At 71.4% G+C, this 19,304-nt stretch carries 18 protein-coding genes and 1 tRNA gene; 5 read left to right on the forward strand and 14 right to left on the reverse strand.

Going from position 1 to position 19,304, the window contains the following annotated elements:
• Nucleotides 1-35: 35 nt before the first annotated feature.
• Both QM638_RS15705 and QM638_RS15710 read left to right on the forward strand, forming a co-directional pair.
• Nucleotides 36-1,733 carry a dipeptide ABC transporter ATP-binding protein gene (locus QM638_RS15705; RefSeq protein WP_415143304.1) on the forward strand — a complete coding sequence of 566 codons (1,698 nt, stop codon included), beginning with the start codon at nucleotides 36-38 and terminating at the stop codon, nucleotides 1,731-1,733.
• Nucleotides 1,734-1,769: 36 nt separating this feature from the next.
• Nucleotides 1,770-2,858 carry an LLM class flavin-dependent oxidoreductase gene (locus QM638_RS15710; protein ID WP_415143305.1) on the forward strand — a complete coding sequence of 363 codons (1,089 nt, stop codon included), beginning with the start codon at nucleotides 1,770-1,772 and terminating at the stop codon, nucleotides 2,856-2,858.
• A gap of 10 nt (nucleotides 2,859-2,868) precedes the next feature.
• On the opposite strand, the gene QM638_RS15715 is transcribed toward QM638_RS15710, so the two are convergent.
• The 8 genes from QM638_RS15715 to QM638_RS15750 form a co-directional block, all read right to left on the reverse strand.
• The gene (locus QM638_RS15715; RefSeq protein ID WP_415143307.1) at nucleotides 2,869-3,786 is read right to left on the reverse strand and encodes a hypothetical protein; all 918 of its coding nucleotides are present in this window, start codon (nucleotides 3,784-3,786) and stop codon (nucleotides 2,869-2,871) included.
• A gap of 91 nt (nucleotides 3,787-3,877) precedes the next feature.
• Nucleotides 3,878-5,134: an acyl-CoA dehydrogenase family protein gene (locus QM638_RS15720; RefSeq protein ID WP_415143309.1), complete on the reverse strand. Its 1,257-nt coding sequence runs from the start codon at nucleotides 5,132-5,134 to the stop codon at nucleotides 3,878-3,880.
• Nucleotides 5,134-6,156, reverse strand: a complete 1,023-nt coding sequence (locus QM638_RS15725; protein ID WP_415143311.1) for a phosphotransferase family protein — start codon at nucleotides 6,154-6,156, stop codon at nucleotides 5,134-5,136. Before QM638_RS15725 ends, QM638_RS15720 begins: the two co-directional genes overlap by 1 nt.
• Before the next feature lie 2 nt (nucleotides 6,157-6,158).
• A complete protein-coding gene (locus tag QM638_RS15730) occupies nucleotides 6,159-6,611 on the reverse strand; it encodes a MaoC family dehydratase (RefSeq protein WP_415143313.1) in 453 nt (150 codons plus the stop codon).
• Nucleotides 6,608-7,372 carry a 3-oxoacyl-ACP reductase FabG gene (gene fabG, locus QM638_RS15735; RefSeq protein ID WP_415143315.1) on the reverse strand — a complete coding sequence of 255 codons (765 nt, stop codon included), beginning with the start codon at nucleotides 7,370-7,372 and terminating at the stop codon, nucleotides 6,608-6,610. Before fabG ends, QM638_RS15730 begins: the two co-directional genes overlap by 4 nt.
• A 48-nt stretch (nucleotides 7,373-7,420) precedes the next feature.
• Nucleotides 7,421-8,290, reverse strand: a complete 870-nt coding sequence (locus tag QM638_RS15740; RefSeq protein ID WP_415143317.1) for an SDR family oxidoreductase — start codon at nucleotides 8,288-8,290, stop codon at nucleotides 7,421-7,423.
• A 763-nt stretch (nucleotides 8,291-9,053) separates the two neighbouring features.
• Nucleotides 9,054-9,126 (reverse strand) — tRNA-Thr (locus tag QM638_RS15745).
• 166 nt (nucleotides 9,127-9,292) lie between these two features.
• Complete coding sequence (locus QM638_RS15750) at nucleotides 9,293-9,484, reverse strand: hypothetical protein (RefSeq protein WP_415143319.1); 192 nt, start codon at nucleotides 9,482-9,484, stop codon at nucleotides 9,293-9,295.
• A 91-nt stretch (nucleotides 9,485-9,575) separates the two neighbouring features.
• Between QM638_RS15750 and QM638_RS15755 the strand changes: the two genes are divergently transcribed.
• The gene (locus QM638_RS15755) at nucleotides 9,576-10,502 is read left to right on the forward strand and encodes a LysR family transcriptional regulator (RefSeq protein ID WP_415143321.1); all 927 of its coding nucleotides are present in this window, start codon (nucleotides 9,576-9,578) and stop codon (nucleotides 10,500-10,502) included.
• Between the two features lie 49 nt (nucleotides 10,503-10,551).
• Nucleotides 10,552-11,118 carry an NTP transferase domain-containing protein gene (locus QM638_RS15760; protein WP_415143323.1) on the forward strand — a complete coding sequence of 189 codons (567 nt, stop codon included), beginning with the start codon at nucleotides 10,552-10,554 and terminating at the stop codon, nucleotides 11,116-11,118.
• Nucleotides 11,119-11,134: 16 nt separating this feature from the next.
• Here the strand turns inward: QM638_RS15760 and QM638_RS15765 are convergent, their stop codons facing one another.
• Complete coding sequence (locus tag QM638_RS15765; RefSeq protein WP_415143325.1) at nucleotides 11,135-11,950, reverse strand: mycofactocin-coupled SDR family oxidoreductase; 816 nt, start codon at nucleotides 11,948-11,950, stop codon at nucleotides 11,135-11,137.
• Nucleotides 11,951-12,081: 131 nt separating this feature from the next.
• On the opposite strand from QM638_RS15765, the gene QM638_RS15770 reads away from it, so the two are divergent.
• A complete protein-coding gene (locus QM638_RS15770; protein ID WP_415143326.1) occupies nucleotides 12,082-12,645 on the forward strand; it encodes a TetR/AcrR family transcriptional regulator in 564 nt (187 codons plus the stop codon).
• 4 nt (nucleotides 12,646-12,649) lie between these two features.
• On the opposite strand, the gene QM638_RS15775 is transcribed toward QM638_RS15770, so the two are convergent.
• The 5 genes from QM638_RS15775 to topA form a co-directional block, all read right to left on the reverse strand.
• Nucleotides 12,650-14,302 carry an alpha/beta hydrolase gene (locus tag QM638_RS15775; RefSeq protein ID WP_415143328.1) on the reverse strand — a complete coding sequence of 551 codons (1,653 nt, stop codon included), beginning with the start codon at nucleotides 14,300-14,302 and terminating at the stop codon, nucleotides 12,650-12,652.
• Nucleotides 14,303-14,311: 9 nt separating this feature from the next.
• Entirely contained in the window at nucleotides 14,312-15,451 is a 1,140-nt protein-coding gene (locus QM638_RS15780; RefSeq protein WP_415143361.1) for a DNA polymerase III subunit delta', read from the reverse strand.
• A gap of 5 nt (nucleotides 15,452-15,456) precedes the next feature.
• Nucleotides 15,457-16,110 (reverse strand): dTMP kinase, encoded by a 654-nt coding sequence (gene tmk / locus QM638_RS15785; protein ID WP_415143330.1) that lies wholly within the window; start codon nucleotides 16,108-16,110, stop codon nucleotides 15,457-15,459.
• 9 nt (nucleotides 16,111-16,119) lie between these two features.
• Complete coding sequence (locus tag QM638_RS15790) at nucleotides 16,120-16,428, reverse strand: putative quinol monooxygenase (RefSeq protein WP_415143332.1); 309 nt, start codon at nucleotides 16,426-16,428, stop codon at nucleotides 16,120-16,122.
• A gap of 79 nt (nucleotides 16,429-16,507) precedes the next feature.
• Nucleotides 16,508-19,237, reverse strand: a complete 2,730-nt coding sequence (topA, locus tag QM638_RS15795) for a type I DNA topoisomerase (protein ID WP_415143334.1) — start codon at nucleotides 19,235-19,237, stop codon at nucleotides 16,508-16,510.
• Between the last annotated feature and the right edge of the window lie 67 nt (nucleotides 19,238-19,304).

Here is a 19,304-nt window from a genome sequence, read left to right on the forward strand (position 1 = left end):
TGACCGCCCCTCCAGTCCGCCCGCAGGAGAACCCCATGATCAGCACGCGCGCCGCCCACACCGGCGAGCTCCCGGCCATCTCCCCACCGCTGCTCCGGGTCGACGGCCTCTCGGTCGCCTACGGCGGCAACGAGGTGGTGAGCCAGGCGAGCTTCGTCCTGCAGCCGGGCCGGAGCCTGGCACTGATCGGCGAGTCGGGCTCGGGCAAGTCCACCATCGCCCGGGCCGTGCTGCGGCTGCTCCCGCGCGACCTCGCCCGGACCCGTGGCCGGGTCGAGTTCGGCGGAGAGGAGATCCTCGGCATGCGCGAGCGGCACTTCCGCCGGCTCCGCGGCAGCGAGCTCGGCTTCGTGCCGCAGGATCCGTCGAACTCGCTGAACGCGGTGCGAACCATCGGTGCCCAGGCCCGGGAGGCGACCGCACTGCGGTCGGAACGGCTCACCAAGAGGGCCCGCGAGGAGCTGGTGCTGGAAACCTTCGCCCAGGTCGGACTGCACGACCCACGGCGGGTCTACGAGTCCTACCCGCACGAGCTCTCCGGCGGCATGCTGCAGCGTGTGCTGATCGGGCTCACCGTGATCCCGCGCCCGCGGCTGATCGTGGCCGACGAGCCGACCTCCGCACTCGACGTCACGATCCAGAAGCGGATCCTGGACCTGCTCACCGACCTGCAGCACTCGCTCGGGATCAGCCTGCTGCTCATCACCCACGACCTGGCGATCGCGGCCGACCGCACCGACGGCATCGTCGTGCTCAAGGACGGCACCGTCCAGGAGGCGGGCGCCACCGCCGAGGTGTTCGCGGCACCGGCCTCCGAGTACGCCCGCGAACTGCATGCCGACGTGCCCTCGCTCAACCCGCAGCGCTACCGGGAGCTGAGGGCACCGGTCGACGTACCGGAGGTCGACGTACCGGAGGCGGCGCCGAAGATCGAGTTCCGCACCGTCACCAAGACCTTCGCCGTGGACGGCCGCGAGCTGGCCGCGGTCGAGGACGCCTCCTTCCGGGTGGCCTCGGGCACCACCCATGCGCTGGTCGGGGAGTCCGGGTCGGGCAAGACCACCACGGTGCGGCTGCTGTTGGGCCTGGAGTCCCCGGATCGCGGCGAGATCCTGCTGGACGGCGAGGCGGTGCACGGGCGCTCGCACCAGTCGCTGCGCTCGGTACGCCGCCACCTGCAGCTGGTCTACCAGAACCCGTTCACCTCCTTGGATCCCACCTGGCGGATCGGGCGGATCGTCGCCGAGCCGCTCGACCGGTACGGCGTGGGCAGCCGGACCGAGCGGCGCCAGCGGGTGCGCGAGGCGCTGCAGGCGGTCGGGCTGGGCGAGCATCTGCTCTCCCGGCGCCCGACGGCGCTCTCCGGCGGACAGCGACAGCGGGTGGCGATCGCGCGGTCGCTGGTGCTCCGGCCGGAGGTGATCGTGCTCGACGAGCCGACCTCGGCACTCGACGTCAGCGTGCAGGCCGGCATCTTGGAGGTGCTGGTCCGGTTGCAGGCCGAGCTCGGGCTCACCTACGTGTTCGTCTCCCACGACCTGGCGATCGTGCGCCAGATCGCCGACTCGGTGACGGTGATGCGGCAGGGCCGGATCGTGGAGCAGGGCCCGGTCGGCCGGGTCTTCGCCCACCCGTTCACCGACTACACCCGCGAGCTGATCGCCTCCATCCCCGGCGGCCGATCCCGCACCGAGCCGGCGGCGTACGAGGCCGACACCGCCCTGCGCGCCTGAGCACGTGTGCCGAGTACGTGTGCCGAGAGGAACCCAATGACCCAGCTGATCCCCGCCCCGACGACCGAACCGCCGGCCCGGACGCGCCCACTGCGCCTCGGCTTCAACACCCGCGTCTCCTTCAGCAGCGGTCCGGGCGGGGCCGCGCGGGGACTGCGCGAGGGCATCGAGCTGTTCAGGGTGGCCGAACGCCTCGGCTACCAGTCCGGCTGGTGCTACCAGCGGCACTTCGACAACTACCTCTCCGCACCGTTCCCGTTCTTCGCCGCCGTCGCCCAGCACACCGAGCGCATCACGCTGGGCAGCGCGGTGATCGCGATGCGCTACCAGGATCCGATCCTGCTGGCCGAGAACGCCGCCACCGCCGATCTGCTGGCCGACGGCCGGGTGCAGATCGCGATGAGTCACGGCCGCGGCCAGTTCGACGGCGTCTTCGGCGGTGTCCTCGGGGACGACCGGAGCGAGGGCCGCCGCCGGCTGACCCGCTTCCTCGACGCGGTCGAGGGCAGGACGCTGGACACGGTCACCGACCCGGCGGACGGGTTCGTGCCCGGCACCGAGCTGCGGGTGACCCCGCACAGCGAGACGCTCCGCTCCCGGCTGTGGTACGGCGCCGGGCACATCGCCTCCGCGGTCGAGGCGGCGCAGCAGGGCCTGCGGCTGATCACCGGCACGATCCTGCACGACGTCACCGACGAGACCTTCTCCGACTATCAGGCCCGGCTCATCGCCGAGTATCGCGGCGCCTGGACCGGCCCGACCGCCGCGCCACCGGTGGCGGTCGCGGCCTCGGTGCTGCCCGGCCCGACCCCGGAGCTGCGCGAGCTCTACCGCGCCTACGACCTGGAGCGCCGCACCAAGGGCCCGGCCGCCTCCAAGCCCCGCGGTGCGCTGGAGCAGACGTTCACCACCGACCGGCTGCCGCCGGGTCTGCTGGTCAGCCCGGTCTTCCAAGGTGACCCGGACCAGGTGGCCGCCTCGGTCCTGGCCGATCCCGGGCTGCGCGCCGCGGACGAGCTGGTGCTCTTCCTGCCGCCCGGCTTCGGGCTGGCGCAGAACATCCGGCTGCTCACCGACATGGCGCGCCACGTCGCGCCGGCGCTGGGGTGGACCCCCGGCGGGTGAGGCTCCTGCGCTATCGCGTGCAGGCGGTGATCGGGAGCGTGCCGGCCCGCACCGCCGGGACGTCACCCCTCAGCACGGTGACGCCGTTCGCGGTCCGGACGCAGTACTCGGCGCCGCCCGGATCCGGCGCCGGTGCCACCCAGAGGACGACGAACGCGGCCAACAGCAGGCCGGTCGCCGCGAGGGTCGCAGCGACGGCGCCGACCAGGCTCCGGCGGGACTTCCTGACGGTCTCGGCGACCGCCTCGCGCCACCGGGCTCCCCGTCCGGCCAACGGGCCCGGCCGCTTGACCAGGTCATCGAGCGGGGAGCGGGTCAGCGGCGTGCCGAAGGCCGCCTGATAGGACAGGTAGACGCCGAGCACCAGCGCGACGGCGCACACCACGACGAGGATCACGACGGCGACCCGCGCCGATCCTCCGATGTCGGCGACCGAGCCCGGACCGCCGATCACGGTGGCCGTGGAGAGCACCGCGATCACCGCGGCGAGGCCCGCGGTCCACCGTTGGGCATGGCCCTGGACGCGGGCCAGCTCGTCGGCGGCGTACTCGTCGAGGAGCCGCTCCGCGTCCACGTCCTGGGCACTCACCGCGGGCGAGGTGGGCGATGGATCCGTGCCGTCCTGCCCCGGCGGGACCACCACCTGCCAGGTCCGCCCGCAACCGGTGCCGGCGGGGCGGTGATGGCTCCACGAGCAGTGACAGCGGGCGAGGAACTCGCGCCGTCCGGCGTCGTCGCTCGTCTGCGCACCGAACGCCTGGCCGGCGGGAGCAGGAGGCAGCAACGGACCGTAGGCCCGTCCGCCGCACGCCGGGCACGGTCCGTCGGCGAACCAGGTGCCCTCGCTCGTCCGGCCGTAGGTCCAGCCGGTGAGGGTCGGCGTGCCGAGGTAGTCCTCGCAGTAGGCGAGCTCGTCGTCGTGGACCATCCCGGGCCCCTCTCTCCCCCTTCGAGAGTCCTCGGCGTCCCGAACGCTGTCAACCGGCCGGCCACGGCCCGGCCCGAGGCGGGGCCGAGCGCTATCGAGCCGGCCGCCTCGCGGCCCGGCGCCCGGCCTGACGCGCCAGCTCGCTCTTCGCGAGGGCGTTCTTGTGCACCTCGTCCGGACCGTCGGCGAAGCGGAGGGTACGGATGCCGGCGTACATGTTGGCCAGCGGGAAGTCCTGCGAGAGACCGCCCGCGCCGTGCAGCTGGATGGCCTTGTCGAGGATCCACTGCACCGTGTGGGGGGTGGCGATCTTGATCGCCTGGATCTCGGTGTGGGCACCGCGGTTGCCCTGGGTGTCCATCAGCCAGGCGGTCTTGAGCACCAGCAACCGCAGCTGCTCCAGCCGCACCCTGGCCTCGGCGATCCAGTCCCGGATCACGCCCTGCTCGGCCAGCGGCCGCCCGAAGGCCACCCGCTCCTCGGCGCGGGCGCACATCAGCTCGATGGCCCGCTCGGCGATGCCCACCGACCGCATGCAGTGATGGACCCGACCGGGTCCGAGACGGGCCTGTGCGATCGCGAACCCCTCCCCCTCGGCGCCGATCAGGTTCTCCACCGGCACCCGGACGTCGGTGAGGCTCAGCTCGGCATGGCCGCCGTGCTCGTGGTCGTCGTACCCGAACACCTCCATGCCGCGACGGATCTCCAGACCCGGGGTGTCCCGCGGCACCAGGATCATCGACTGCTGACGGTGCCGTGCCGCCGACGGGTCGGTCTTGCCCATCACGATGAAGATCCTGGCGTTCGGGTTCATCGCCCCGGTGATCCACCACTTGCGGCCGTTGAGCACGTACTCGTCGCCGTCGCGCACGATCGAGGTGGCGATGTTCGTGGCGTCGGAGGAGGCCACGTCCGGCTCGGTCATCGCGAACGACGAGCGGATCTCGCCGTCCAGCAGCGGTGTGAGCCAGCGCTCCTTCTGCGCGGGCGTGCCGAACATGTGGAGCACCTCCATGTTGCCGGTGTCCGGCGCGGCACAGTTCATCACCGCGGGCGCGAGGTGGGGGCTGCGGCCGCTGATCTCGGCCAGCGGCGCGTACTGCAGGTTGGTCAGCCCGGCGCCGCCCTCGCCCGGCAGGAAGAGGTTCCACAGGCCGCGCTCGCGGGCCTCGGCCCGCAGCTCGCCGAGCACCGGCACCGAGTCCCAGGCCCACGGGTCGCCCCCGTCCTCGGCGAGGGCCGCGAGTTGGCCCTCGAAGGTCTGCTCGGCGGGATGAAGGTGGCTGTCCATGAAGTCGAGGAGGCGCTCGCGCAGAGCTTCGCTGCGCGCATCGAATGCGAAGTCCATCAGTGGTTCTCCTTGAGTGCGTCGAGGCCGGCGTCCACCAGCGGGTGGATCGCCGCGCCCACGCCGGCGAAGCCCTCGCCGACGGTCTGTCCGTGGAGGAAGCGGTAGTGGATCCCCTCCAGGATCGCGGCCAGCTTGAACGCGGCGAGCCCGAGGTAGAAGCCGAAGCCGGACAGGTCACGCTCGCTGCCCCGGGAGTAGCGCTCGATGACCTCGCCCTCGCTCAGGAAGCCGGGCGCGGTGGCGACGTCGCTCACGCTGTCCACCCCCGCGGCACTGAGACGGGAGTAGACGAGCATCAGCGCCAGATCGGTCAACGGGTCGCCGAGCGTGGCCATCTCCCAGTCCAGCACCGCCGTCACCCGATCGGCGCCGTCGACCAGCACGTTGTCGAGCCGGAAGTCGCCGTGCACGATCCCTGCGGCGGCCTCGGTGGGCACGCGAGCCACGAGCAGCCGATACAGCTCGTCGGCGGCCGGCAGGTCCCGGGAGTACGACGCATCGAGCTGCTTCTTCCAGCGGCCCACCTGCCGCGCGAGGAACCCCTCCGGGTGGCCGAAGTCGCCGAGACCGACCGACTCCGGGTCCACCGCATGCAACGCCGCGAGGGTGTCGACCAGCCGCTCCGAGATCACCCGCGTGCGCTGCTCCCCCAGCTCGGCGAGCTCGGCCGCCCGCCGGTACGGCGTACCGGGGCAACGCTCCATCACGTAGAACTCGGCACCCACCACGTCCAGGTCGGTGCACATCGCATAGGTCCGCGGGACCGGGACGCCGGTGTCCCGCAGCGCCGACATCACCCGATACTCCCGCGCCATGTCATGCGCGGTGGCCAGCACGTGCCCCAGCGGCGGACGCCGCACGACCCACTCCCGCCTCCCGTCGGTCACGACGTAGGTCAGGTTCGACTTGCCGCCCGCGACGAGCGAGGCCGCCAGCCGGGACCCGGCACCCGGGATCCGGTCGGCGAACCACTCCCCCAGCGCGCCGAGATCCAGACCCGGGACGGCCTCGCTCGTCATCGTCAGGGAACCACGACGGAGAGCATGTCGACCACGCAGGCCGGCTTGGCCGAGCCGTCGAGCTCGATGGTGACCCGGGTGGCCACCTGGTAGGCCGTCGCGGTGGCGGTGACCCCGGTCAACTCCACCCCCGCCCGCACGCGGGACCCGACCGGGACCGGTGCGGGGAAGCGCAGCCGGTCCGCGCCGTAGTTGAGGCCGGCCTGCACGCCCTCGATCTTGTAGACCTGCCAGATGAGCATCGGCAGCAGGCTGAGGGTGAGGAAGCCGTGCGCGATCGTGGAGCCGAACGGCCCGCGAGCCGCCCGCTCCCGGTCCACGTGGATCCACTGGTGGTCACCGGTCGCGTCGGCGAACGCGTCGATCTGCTCCTGGGTGATGGTGTGCCAGTCCGAGTGGCCGAGGTGGCTGCCCACACCCTGCTCGAGCTCGGCGATGCCGTTGAAGACCCTCATGCCTTCGGACCGCCGGCGACGTAGAGCACCTGGCCGGAGACGAAGCCGGCCCCCTCGCTGGCGAAGAACGAGACCGCGTGCGCGATGTCGGCCGGCAGACCGACCCGACCCACCGGGATCTCCTTGACGGCGGCGTCCTTGAAGTCGTCGAAGGGCACGCCCACCCGGGCGGCGGTGGCCTTGGTCATCTCGGTCTCGATGAACCCCGGGGCGATCGCGTTGGCGGTGACACCGAACCTGCCCAGCTCCAGCGCCAGGGTCTTGGTGAAGCCCTGCAGTCCGGCCTTGGCCGCGGCGTAGTTCGCCTGACCCCGGTTGCCCAGCGCCGAGGTGCTCGACAGGTTCACGATCCGGCCCCAGCCGGCCTTGGTCATGTAGGCCTGCACCGCACGCGACATCAGGAAGGAGCCACGCAGGTGCACCCCCATGACGGCGTCCCAGTCCTCGACGCTCATCTTGAACAGCAGGTTGTCGCGGATGATCCCGGCGTTGTTGACCAGCACGGTCGGCTCGCCGAGCTCGTCGGCGACCCGCTCCACCGCGGCGGTGACCGCCACCTCGTCGGCGACGTCGACCCCGACCGCGAGGCCGCGGCCACCGTCCGCCTCGATCTTCTCGACCACCGTCGTGCAGGCGGCCTCGTCGAGGTCGAGCACCGCGACCGCGAGGCCGTCGGCGGCCAGTCTCGTCGCGATGCCGGCGCCGATGCCGCGGGCGGCGCCGGTGACGATGGCGGTACGGCCGGTGTTCTCAGTGGTCATGCGATGGCTCCTGTCGGATGGTGGCTCAGATCTGGGATCGGATCGGCTCTACCGCGCTGTCGGCCTCGGACCGACGTACGGCGCGGCGCTGGCGCCGCCCAGGATTCCATACGGTTCGGTCGGTCGGCCGGTGACCGGGTCCGTCGTCTCCGCACGCTCCAGGCCCTGCTGGAGCCTGTTCATGGACGCGAGCCATCGATCGGGGTGGGCGGCACGGTTGCGGTAGTACTCGGCGCACTGCGGGTGCGGCAGGATCAGGAACCGATCGTCCTGGAGCCCCTGCCAGGTGGTCTCGGACACCTGCTCCGGGGTGAGCGCGCCGTCGGCGGTGATGAGCTCCCGGGCCGCGCCGGCCTGGTCGAGCAGCGCCGTCTGGACGCCCTGTGGACAGATCGCCTGGACCACGATCCCTCGGTGCCGATAGGTCGCGGAGAGCCACTCCGCGAACGCCACCGCGCCGTGCTTGCTGACCGTGTACGCCGGAGCGCCGAGGGTGGTGAGCAGGCCCGCCGCCGAGGCCGTGGCGACGAACCGGCCGGCCCCGCGCTCGAGCCATTCGGGGACCAGCAGGCGCGCGGCGCGCACGTGCGCCATGGTGTTGACCTCCCAGCTCAGCGCCCACTCCTCCTCGGTCGCGTCGAGTCCCTCTCCCCGGGCGACGCCGGCATTGGCGAACCACATGTCGATCGCCCCCAGCCGCTCGCGAGCCCCGGCGACCAGGGCCGCGACACCCTCCGCCGAGGCGGCATCGCCGGGGATCGCCTGGGCACCGATCTCGGCGGCCGTCGCGCGCGTGCGCTCGGCGTCGAGGTCGTTGACGACCACCCGGACACCCTCGAACACCAGGCGCGCCGCGATCGCCCGGCCGATCCCTCCGGCCGCGCCGGTGACGACCGCGCACCGTCCAGCCATGGTCATTCGATCGCTCCCGTCGGGGTGAGGCCACCGTCCACGAACGATAGCCTGGTCCGTCACCGCGCCGGTCGGGGTAGCGATCCCTGTCCCGGCGACATCCCTGTCCCGGCGACCGGGACGGGTCGGGAGGTGCGTGGGAGGGCGGCCCCCGGCGGTGGGGGCGACCGGTGCCGTCGCCAGCACATCCCGGGCTCTGGATGCGCCGATGGACCCCACAGATGTCCCACACGGGCCACCGTTCCCGCGCAATCGGAGCGGCCAGACGTACGGAGCGATCCCGGGCAAGGGCCTGGCGCCGTTCGACCAGTGGCCAGATCTCGTGTCTGTCTACCTCTCCGACGGGACGGTGGGATACGTCCCCAAGGACCAGATCGATGGCGCCGACACCGACGACCCCTCCACCCAGCGCAGATGCTCGCCGCACAGGCCCGGCGACCCACCGAGGCGACGATCTACGGCCCCGACGGGACCACGGTCCTCGGCGAGATGAGCACTGTGGTCCACACGGAGGCCCCGAACTGAGCAGAGCCCCGTCCGTGGGCCCACGCCCACACCACCGCGAAGCCCCTGTGCCTCTGCTCGCATGGTCAGATCGATAGCGTGGCTGGCCAGGCGGTCTGGGGGCCGTCGCTCATGGAGCCGATACCGATCCCGTGGGAGGTCTCCATCGATCCCCGAAGGATCCGACGTCGCCACACCGAACGGAAGAACGGCCTCTGGCCAGCGTCTGTGCTGGCCAGAGGCCACTTCTTCGATGCTCCTACGGAGCCGCCTGTCGGAATCGAACCGACGACCTATTCATTACGAGTGAATCGCTCTACCGACTGAGCTAAGGCGGCGTCACAGCAGTTCAGGACCGGCCCTGCGAGTCGGTCCCGGACAGCGTCGCCGAGTGTACCGAGGCCTCGGGGGCACCGCTAAATTCCCGGTCGTCGGCGCCCTTCGGATGGGGAGCGGAGGGCTTGTCGAGGCTCAGCAGGCGACGGATCCGGCGTACGCCGGCACTCACACCGCCGCCGCTTCGCGGCTCTTGACCCGACGACCGCTGAGCATGCTCTGCTCGGCACCACACCAGCACTCGAAGCGGACCTCGATGCCACGCTCGGTGTTGGCCAGCGACAGGATCATGCTGGGGTCGATGAGCTCCGTGCGGTCGCAACTGGTGCAGTGGTGGGCGAACACGACGGTGACCTCCAACGTTCCTTGACCTCGCTGACAAGTTCAATTCTGAACCACCTTGACACATAGAGGTAGGCGATCCTTCCTCTCGAAGGCATAGGATGTGCCTATGCTCTCACTGCACCAGCTGCGGGTCTTCCTGGCGGTCTACGAGCAGGGTTCGCTCACCGCCGCGGCCGAGGAGCTCGGCTACGCCCAGCCGTCGATCTCCGAACAGGTGCGCGGCCTGGAGCGGGGTCTCGGCGTCCAGCTCTTCCGTCGGGTCGGCCGTGGGGTGGTGCCGACCACCGTGGCCGACACCCTGCGACCGTACGCCGAGCGCACCCTCGCCGCCGCGGAGGAGGCGCGGAAGGCGGTGCAGAGCGTCAAGCAGTTCGAGACCGGCACGATCAGGTTCGGCATGTTCGGCAGCGCCCGCCTGTACGGCGGCGCCGGACTGGTCAGCGACGTCCTCGACCGCTACCCGGGCGTCCGGGTGGAGCTCATCGGGCAGAACTCCGCCGACGTCCAGGACGATCTGCGACGCGGCCGTCTCGAGGCCGCCATCCTGTCGGTGGCCAATCTGACCGGCGAGGGGATGACGATCACCCCGGTGGCTCGCGACGAGCTGGTCTACATCAGCGCGGACCCGAGCCATCTGGCCACGCCGGTCACGCCCCATCGACTCTCCTTGGCCTCGCTGGTCATGCCCGACACCACCTGGCGCGCGGTGGACTCCACCAGGGTGACGCTGCGCGGCCTGCTGCACGAGACCGGCCGCAACCCACCGACCCGGATCGAGGTCGAAGACGTCGAGATGGCGGTCGAGCTGGTCGGCACCGGGTACGCCGACTCGGTGCTCCCGCGCGGTGCCGCCGAGCAGCTCCTCCCCCGGCTGGCGCCGAACGCCGGGACGGTCTCGCTACGGCCGCGCACCTACGACACCTATGCGATCGTGCATCGCGCCGACGCCACCCTCTCCGAGGCCGCCCGGCTGATGATCGAGCTCGCGACCGCGCGGATCCAGGCGGTGGCCGAGCCGATCACACGCCGCTGAGCGACGGCCCCCGACGGGTAGCCTCGTATCCGAACCCGACAGGAGGCCGATGGAGGACTGGACCCTCGTCGTACCGGTGCGCGATCCCCGGACCGGCAAGTCCCGACTCGGGCTCGGCCCCGAGGTCGCCGAGACGATCGCCCGGCGCACCCTCGACGCCGCTGGCGCCACCGCCCGGGTCGCACGGCTGCTGCTGGTCACCGACGAGCCGTGCTGGACCGTCGGCGTCGCCGCCGAGGTGGTGGTCGAGCGCTCGCCGGGTCTCACGGTCGCCGTACGCGCCGGTCTCGAGGCGGCCGGTACGGATCGGGTGGCCGTCATGCTCGGCGACGTCCCCACCCTCACCCCGGACGAGCTCGAGGTCGCGCTGGCGGCGGCCGACGAGGTACGGCGAGGGATGGTGAGCGACCACGTCGGCACCGGCACCGTGTTGATCACCGCCCTGGACGCCGCCACCCACCGCCCCGCCTTCGGCCCCGACTCCGCCGCCCGACACCGGGCGGCCGGATACCTCGAGCTGCCGGTGCCCGCGGACTCCGGCCTCCGGCTCGACGTGGACACGCTCGAGGATCTGCGGCTCGCCTCTGCCCGCGGCCGGTGGGAGCAGGCCAGCTGAGCCGGGCCGAGTGGGCTCAGTGCTTGGTGGTGTACCCAGCGTCGACCGGCAGCGTGATGCCGGTGACGTAGCGGGCCTCGTCGCTGACGAGGTAGAGGATCGCATTGCTGATGTCCTGGACCTCGATCAACGGCACGTCCATCAGGTTGGCCCGATCGCTGCCGTAGGCCCATCGGCCCATCACTTGCGGCACCTGGTCGAACAGCGCCTCGGCCATTGGCGAGTTCACGCCGGTCGGATTGACCGCGTTCACCCGGATGTTCTGCCGAGCGAGCTCGAACGACAGCGTCTTGGTGAGACTCTGCAGGCCCGCCTTGGCCGCACCGTAGTGGCCCCACGAGGGCGAGGCCCGCAGCCCGTCGACCGAGGAGGTGAAGACGATCGATCCTCCGTTGCCGGCCTCGATCATCGAAGGGATGACCGCCCGGGCTGCCTTGAACGCCCCGGTCAGGTTCACCGCGAGCATGGTCTCCCACTCCTCGTCGGTGATCTCATAGGTCGTGGGACGGATGGTGTGGATGCCGGCGTTGGCGAGCAGGATGTCGATCCTGCCGAACTCCTCGAGCGCGACATGCGCCATCCGGTCCATATCCGAGGTCGACCGTACGTCGGCGACGACCGTCGTGACCTCACCGCCAGCCTCCCCGACCAGCCGGGCGGTCTCGTCCAGATCATCCCGGCTGGCGACATCGTAGGAGACGGTCTCCACCGGCGCACAGATGTCCGCGGCGACGATGCGCGCGCCCTTGCTCGCCAACGTGATGGCGTGCGAGCGACCCTGTCCGCGCCCTGCGCCGGTGATGATCGCTACCTTCCCGTCAAGCTTGCCCATTGACTAGCCTCTCTCACTGCTCTCTGGTGTCGACGTCGGTCGACGAGGTTTGGCCCGAGACTGCTAACGCACAGTGTACGTTAGAGGGAGACATGGACAAGGACAGGACTCTTTCCCAGACGCGCTCGCGGATGGCCCACAACACCGATCCCAGGGCACGGCGAACCCGCGCGAAGCTGGTGGCGGCCTATCGGGAGCTGCGCTCGGAACGGCCGGAGACCGCCGTCTCCGTCACCGAGCTGGTCAGGCGGGCCGGTGTCGCGCGCTCGGCGTTCTACGCCCACTTCACCGATACCGAGGACCTCGCGGTCGAGGCGCTGACCGAGCTCTTCGACGCCATCTCATCGGTCGACACCTTCACCAGGTACGGCGAAGCCGGAAGCGCACTGTCCAGCAGCATCGCCTCGATGCGCGAGGTGATCACCTTCGTCGGCAGTCGCCGCGAGGAGTACCTCGCGCTGTTGAGCAGCGGAGGTAGGTATGCCACCGCGGTCGAGGATGCCTTCGCCGCCCACGTCCTCGCCACCCTGCGTGAGCGGGAGACCACCGAGGGTGATCCGGAAGTCACGGCGCGATTCATCGCGACCGGTTCGCTCGGCGTCATCGCCTGGTGGCTCGGCGCTCCGGCCGGCCGGAGCGCCGAGGAGCTCGCGCGCGATCTCACCGCGATCTTCCCGCGCGACGTAGTGACCTGAGAGCTCAGCAGCTCAGCCCGTCCTGGGGCACGGTGCCGTCGATCAGGTAGCCCTCCACCGCGTCGTCGACGCAGGAGTTCCCGGAGTGGTAGCCGGTGTGGCCGTCGCCGTCACGGCTGACCAGGACCCCCGAGTCCAGGGCGGCGGCCAGCTCCTTGGCCCAGGCGTACGGCGTGGCCGGGTCGCGGGTGGTGCCCACCACCACGATCGGGTTCGCGCCGGGAGCCCCCACCGCCGGCGCCTTCTCCTCGGCCTTCTTCTGCTCTCCGGCACAGCCGGTCGTCATCCAGGCGAGTGCGGCCCCGAAGGTCGGCGCGGCCTTCTCGAAGCGGGGCAGCTGCTTGCGCACCTGTGCCACGGTGAGCGAGGTGGGGTCGTCGAGGCAGTTGATCGCCCAGTTCGCCTCCATCGAGTTGTCGGAGTAGCCGTTCGAACCGCGGCTGGCGTAGGCGTCGGAGAGGGTCATCAGAGCCGATCCGTCCCCCTTGAGCGCCTGCTTGAGGGCGCTGGTCAGCAGCGGCCAGTTGTCCTTGCTGTACAGCGGGGTGATCAGGCCGGCGAAGGCGTTGCCGCCCTCGAGCTCACGGCCGTCCGAGGTCGGCAGCGGGTGGTTCTCGATGTGGTCCATCAGCCGCTGCACGCGGCGGACGCCGGCATCCACCGAAGCGCCCAGGTAGCAGCCCCCGTCGTCCACGCAGTCCTTGACGTAGGAGCGCAGCGCGACCTCGAATCCCTTGGCCTGCTGCAGGTTGAGCTGGACGGTGCCGAGCGAGGGCGGCAGCGCTCCGTCCAGCACGAACCGGCCCACCTTGGCGGGGAACAGGTCGGCGTAGACGGTGCCGAGCTTGGTCCCGTACGACGCCCCGAGGTAGTCCAGCTGGGTCTCGCCGAGGGCGGCCCGCAGGATGTCCATGTCCCGGGCCGCCTCGACCGTGCTGACGTGGCCGGAGAGTCGCGGCGAATTGGTCGCGCACCCCTGCGCCATCAGCGCCGACTGATGCTCGTAGGCCCCGATCTCGGCCTTCGTCGCCGGCACCGGGTCGACCGCGACGTACCGGTCGAGCTGGGCGTCGGTGAGGCAGTCCACCGCGGTGCTCTCCCCGACCCCGCGCGGGTCGAAGCCGACGATGTCGTAGCTCTTGCGCAGCGCGTCGCCGAAGTAGAACCCACCGCCGGCGGCGTAGTCGGTGCCGGAGCCGCCGGGGCCGCCGGGGTTGACCACCAGCGATCCGACCCGTGCGCTCTGGTCGGTGGCCGGCGCCTCGAGCACGGCCAGCTCGATGGTGCGTCCGTTCGGGTGCTCGTAGTCGAGCGGGACGGTGAGCGTGGCGCACTGGAAGTCGTTGCGGCACGAGCTCCAGCTGAGCCTCTGGGTGTAGAACCGGGCGAGATCCGCCTCCGGTGCCTCGGTCGCCGCCGGATCGCTCGGGTCGGCCTGGGCGCTGGACGGACTCGCGCTCGCCGAGGCGGACGCCGACGGTGTGGTCGACCCGGTCGGCGTGGCCGAGGCGCCGGCGGCGTCGCTGTCGCCGCTGTCGCCGCTGTCGCCGCTGTCGGCCACCCGTAGCCCCAGCACCGTCCCCACGGTGCCGGCCGCGACCAACACCAGCACGACGACGAGCACCACCAACGCCCGCTGCGCCCTCGCTGCGTTCACCGCATACTCCTACCTCTGCGCGCCCGGCCCGGCCAGCGCGACCATCATCGACTCCAGCGCCATCTGCGGTGGCACGTTGAACTCCAGGAGTTGTTCCCTCGCGGCGAAGATCCAATCGATCCGACGCAGATTCAGCTCCGGGGTGGACGAGGCGGCCAGCCTCTCGACGTCGGCGCGGATCTCCTCGTTGACCAGGTCGGCGGGGGCGCCGGTGGCGAGCGCGATCGCGTCCCGGTAGACCGAGACCAGGTCCATCAGGCCGCGGTCGATCACGTCGCGGTGGCGCCGGGTGGCGCGACTCTTCTGCTGCTTCTCCAGCTCGCGCAGCGCCGGACCGTACTCCCGCGGCCGACGGCCCCGCTCGACCACGCCGTAGGCGGTGTCCAGGTCGGCCTTCTCGCGGGCGTCGAGCTCGGCCGTCACGGCGTCGGACTCCTCCTTGGTGACCGCGGTGAGCTCCTCGGCGCACCGCAGTGCATCGGCGAGTCCGCGCAGCCGGACCGGGTAGGAGACCACCTGACGACGACGGCGCCGGGTGTCCTCGTCGCGGGCCAGCGCCTTCGCCCGGCCGATGTGGCCCTGGCTCGCCCGGGCGGCGTACGACGCCAGCTCCGGCGCCACGCCCAGCGACCGCTCCAGGAAGCCGGCCACCTCGGCGGTGCTCGGCGTCGCCAGCGTCATCAGCCGGCACCGGCTGCGGATGGTGGGCAGCACGTCGGTGACCGTCGGCGCGCACAGCATCCACACGGTGCGCGGGCTGGGCTCCTCGACCGCCTTGAGCAGGGCGTTGTTGGCCTGCTCGGTGAGCCGGTCGGCGTCCTCGACGATGACGATCTGCCACCGCTCGCCGGCCGGGGCGAGGGCGGCCGCGCGGACCAGCTCACGGATGTCGTCGACGCCGAGGCTGAGCTTGTCGGTGCGCACCAACCGGACGTCGGCGTGGGATCCGGCCAACACGGTGCGGCACTCGTGGCACTCCCCACAACCGCCGTCCGGGCACTGCAGCGCCGCCGCGAACGCGATGGCGGCATTGGAGCGGCCGGATCCGGGCGGACCGGTGAACAGCCAGGACTGGGTCATGCCGTGCCCGGCGACCGCCTCGGCGAGGCCGTCGATGACGTGCCGCTGGCCGACCAGGGTGTCCCAGATGCCGTTCACGACCGCGCCCCTCCCGCCGGCAGCAGCGGCTCGGTCCGAGCCCGGACCGCCGCCTGGATCTCGGCCACCGGCAGGCGGGCGTCGAGCACCAGATAGTGCTCGGGGTCGGCCGCGGCCAGCGCCAGGAACCCCGCGCGCACCCGGTGATGGAACTCCTCGGACTCCTGCTCGATCCGGTCGCGCTGCTCGAACCGGCCCAGCCCGGCACTGGGCTCCAGGTCGAGCAGCACCGTCAGGTGCGGGCGCAGGTCGCCGGTGGCCCAGCGCGCCACCTGCTCCAGGCCGTCGAGGTCCAGGTCGCGGCCGGCCCCCTGATAGGCGAGCGTGGAGTCGACGTAGCGGTCCATCACCACCACCTCGCCGCGGGCCAGCGCGGGCGCCACCAGGGTGCCGACGTGCTCGGCCTTGTCGGCGGCGTACAGCAGCGCCTCACAGCGCGGGTCGAGCGCGCCGGTCTCCGGGCTCAGCACGATCCGGCGCAGCTCGTTCCCGACCGGGGTCCCGCCCGGCTCCCGGGTCAGCAGCACGGTGTGCCCGGCGGCGCGCAGGGACGCCTCGAGCAGGCCGGCCTGGGTCGACTTGCCCGAGCCCTCACCGCCCTCGAAGCACACGAACACACCCCGCTCGGCGTACACCCCCGGAAATCCCACGAGAGAAACCTACGGGGTGCCGCGCAGCGGCGAGCCGACCACGTCGAACCGATGGCCTCCGAAGACCCCGGAGAGCAGCGGCCGAGCCGCGGCGATCGACTCCTGGACGGCCGGGAGCTCCAGCGAGGCCCGGTGCGCCTCGGCGGAGGACCACAGCTCGATCACGAAGACCGTGTCCGGCTCCTCGTCGTTCACGCCGACCTCGTAGAGCAGGCAGCCATGAGCGGCGAGCTCCGCGCCGGGACGGGTCAGGTGGGCGACGAGCTCGTCTCGTCGCCCCGGCTGGGCACCGAGGGTGCCGACGTTGGCGAAGGTCATGCCGGCACGCTACGACCGGGCACCGACACTGTGCACCGACACCGGGCACCGAACCCTCCGGCCGAGCCCGCCGCACTCCTCAGGACTTCTTGGCCGTCGTCTTCTTGGCCGTCGTCTTCTTGGTGGCCCTCTTCGCCGTCGTCTTCTTCGCGCCCCGCTTGGTCGCCTTCTTGGCCGGCCCGCGCTCACGCCGCTCGGCGAGCAGCTCGGCCGCCCGCTCCAGGGTGAGCGCCTCGACGGTGTCGCCCTGCCGCAGGGTCGCGTTGTACTCGCCGTCGGTGACGTACTCGCCGAACCGGCCGGCCTTGACCACCACCGGCTGGCCGGAGACCGGGTCCGCGCCGAGCTCCTTCAACGGTGCGGCGGCCGCCGCCCGGCCGCGGGTCTTCGGCTGGGCGTAGATCTTCTCCGCCTCCTCCAGGGTGATGGTGAACAGCTGCTCCTCGCTGGCCAGCGAGCGGGAGTCGGTGCCCTTCTTCAGGTACGGCCCATAGCGGCCGTTCTGGGCGGTGATCTCGGTGCCGTCGGCCGCCTCGCCGACGACCCGCGGCAGGGTGAGCAGCTTGACCGCGTCATCGAGGGTGACGGTGTCCAACGACATCTGCTTGAACAGCGACGCGGTACGCGGCCGGACGCTCTTCTTGGCACCCTTCTTCGGCGCGGTGCCGTCCTCGGTCTCGGGCAGCAGCTCGGTCACGTACGGCCCGAAGCGACCGTTCTTGGCCACGATCTCCAGCCCGGTCACCGGGTGCTTGCCGAGGTGGATCTCCTCCCCGGCGGGATTGGCGAAGAGCTCCGTGGCCTTCTCCAGGGTCAGCTCGTCGGGCGGCAGGTCGTCGGGCACGTTGGCCCGTACGGCGAACGGCGTGCCGTCGGCGTCGGGACCCTCGATGTAGGGGCCGTAGCGACCGACCCGCAGCTGGATCCCGCTGTCGTCCCCGCCGATCGGGAAGGTGGCCAGCTGGCGGGCGTCGATGTCGCCGAGGCCGTCGACCAGCGGCTTGAGACCCTTGACCCGGGCGGAGCCGAAGTAGAACTCGGCCAGCTCGCTGGCCATGTCCTTGCGGCCGCCCGCGATCTCGTCGAGCACGTCCTCCATCGAGGCGGTGAACTCGTAGTCGATCTGCCGGGGGAAGTGCTCCTCCAGCAGCCGCACCACGCTGAACGCCAGCCAGGCCGGCACCAGCGCGGTGCCCTTCTTGTAGACGTAGCCCCGGTTGATGATGGTGTCGATGATCGAGGCGTAGGTGGAGGGGCGCCCGATCTCGCGGTCCTCCAGCTCCTTGACCAGGGTGGCCTCGGTGTAGCGGGCCGGCGGCTTGGTCTCGTGCCCGTCGGCACTCAGCGAGGCGGCGGTGACCCGGTCGCCCTCGACCAGGTTCGGCAGCCGGGTCTGGTCGTCGTCACTGCGCTGGTCGGCGTGGTCGGTGCCCTCGACGTACGCCTTGAGGAAGCCGTGGAAGGTGATCACCCGGCCGGTGGCGGAGAAGACCACGTCCTCACCGCTCGCGGCGGCCGCGCCGAGCCGGATGGCCACCGACTGGCCGACCGCGTCGCGCATCTGGGAGGCGACGGTGCGCATCCAGATCAGCTCGTAGAGCCGGAACTGCTCTCCGTGCAGCCCGGTCTGGGCCGGCGTACGGAAGCTGTCGCCGGCCGGGCGGATCGCCTCGTGCGCCTCCTGGGCGTTCTTGACCTTGCTGGTGAAGACCCGGGGTGCGTCCGGCAGGTACTCGCTGCCGTAGAGCTCGGCGACCTGCGCCCGGGCCGCCGAGACGGCGGCGCTGGACAGCGTCGTGGAGTCGGTACGCATGTAGGTGATGTAGCCGGACTCGTAGAGCCGCTGGGCCACGCTCATGGTCACGCTGGCGCTCATCCCGAGCTTGCGGCTGGCCTCCTGCTGCAGCGTGGTGGTGCGGAAGGGGGCGTACGGCGAGCGACGGTACGGCTTGGACTCGACCGCCCGGACGTCGTACGTCGCGTCGGCCAGTGCCGCCACCAGCGCCTCGGCGCGGGCCCGGTCGAGGTGGACGACGCCGTCCCCGTTGGTCGAGCCGGCCGAGACCTTCAGCCGGCCATCCGGCCCGAAGTCGGAGCCGCGGGCCACCCGGGCGCCGTCGACGCTGGTCAGCCGGGCGGGGAACATCCGCGGCTCGCGGTCGGAACCGGCGTCGAAGGTGCCCTGCAGGTCCCAGTAGGAGGCCTGCCGGAACGCGATCCGCTCCCGCTCGCGGTCGACCACCAGCCGGGTGGCCACCGACTGGACGCGACCGGCGGAGAGCCCGGACATCACCTTGCGCCACAGCACCGGTGAGACCTCGTAGCCGTAGAGCCGGTCGAGGATGCGGCGGGCCTCCTGCGCCTCGACGAGGTCCATGTCGAGCTCACGCGGGTTGGCGGCCGCCTCCTCGATGGCGGGCCGGGTGATCTCGTGGAAGACCATCCGCTTGACCGGGACGCCCTTCTTCGGCTTCAGCTCATCGAGCAGGTGCCAGGCGATCGCCTCGCCCTCGCGGTCCTCATCGGTGGCGAGCAGGAGCTCGTCGGCATCCTTGAGCAACGACTTGAGCTTGGCGATGTGGCTCTTCTTGTCCCGCGGGACGACGTAGTAGGGCTCGAAGCCGTGGTCGACGTCGACCCCGAGTCGGCCCCAGACCTTGTCCTTGATCTTCGCCGGCGTGTCGGCCGCGCTCTGCGGCAGGTCGCGGATGTGTCCGCGCGACGACTCCACGACGTACCCCGATCCGAGGTAGCCGCCGATCATCTGAGCCTTCTTCGGCGACTCGACGATCACCAACTTGTGTGCCACTGACGTCCTTGCCTTCTCACGCTTCTTGACCTACGAGCCTCCGGCCACGGTCGGCCGACGCTCCCCC

This window comes from Nocardioides sp., from assembly GCF_047606145.1.
Taxonomy (GTDB): domain Bacteria; phylum Actinomycetota; class Actinomycetes; order Propionibacteriales; family Nocardioidaceae; genus Nocardioides.

Bases quoted from the DNA above. Each gene is read 5' to 3' on its own strand.
- QM638_RS15705 (WP_415143304.1), top strand. From the start codon at position 36: ATGATCAGCACGCGCGCCGCCCACACCGGCGAGCTCCCGGCCATCTCC.
- QM638_RS15710 (WP_415143305.1), top strand. From the start codon at position 1,770: ATGACCCAGCTGATCCCCGCCCCGACGACCGAACCGCCGGCCCGGACG.
- QM638_RS15715 (WP_415143307.1), bottom strand. From the start codon at position 3,786: ATGGTCCACGACGACGAGCTCGCCTACTGCGAGGACTACCTCGGCACG.
- QM638_RS15720 (WP_415143309.1), bottom strand. From the start codon at position 5,134: ATGGACTTCGCATTCGATGCGCGCAGCGAAGCTCTGCGCGAGCGCCTC.
- QM638_RS15725 (WP_415143311.1), bottom strand. From the start codon at position 6,156: ATGACGAGCGAGGCCGTCCCGGGTCTGGATCTCGGCGCGCTGGGGGAG.
- QM638_RS15730 (WP_415143313.1), bottom strand. From the start codon at position 6,611: ATGAGGGTCTTCAACGGCATCGCCGAGCTCGAGCAGGGTGTGGGCAGC.
- fabG (WP_415143315.1), bottom strand. From the start codon at position 7,372: ATGACCACTGAGAACACCGGCCGTACCGCCATCGTCACCGGCGCCGCC.
- QM638_RS15740 (WP_415143317.1), bottom strand. From the start codon at position 8,290: ATGACCATGGCTGGACGGTGCGCGGTCGTCACCGGCGCGGCCGGAGGG.
- QM638_RS15755 (WP_415143321.1), top strand. From the start codon at position 9,576: ATGCTCTCACTGCACCAGCTGCGGGTCTTCCTGGCGGTCTACGAGCAG.
- QM638_RS15760 (WP_415143323.1), top strand. From the start codon at position 10,552: ATGGAGGACTGGACCCTCGTCGTACCGGTGCGCGATCCCCGGACCGGC.
- QM638_RS15765 (WP_415143325.1), bottom strand. From the start codon at position 11,950: ATGGGCAAGCTTGACGGGAAGGTAGCGATCATCACCGGCGCAGGGCGC.
- QM638_RS15770 (WP_415143326.1), top strand. From the start codon at position 12,082: ATGGCCCACAACACCGATCCCAGGGCACGGCGAACCCGCGCGAAGCTG.
- QM638_RS15790 (WP_415143332.1), bottom strand. From the start codon at position 16,428: ATGACCTTCGCCAACGTCGGCACCCTCGGTGCCCAGCCGGGGCGACGA.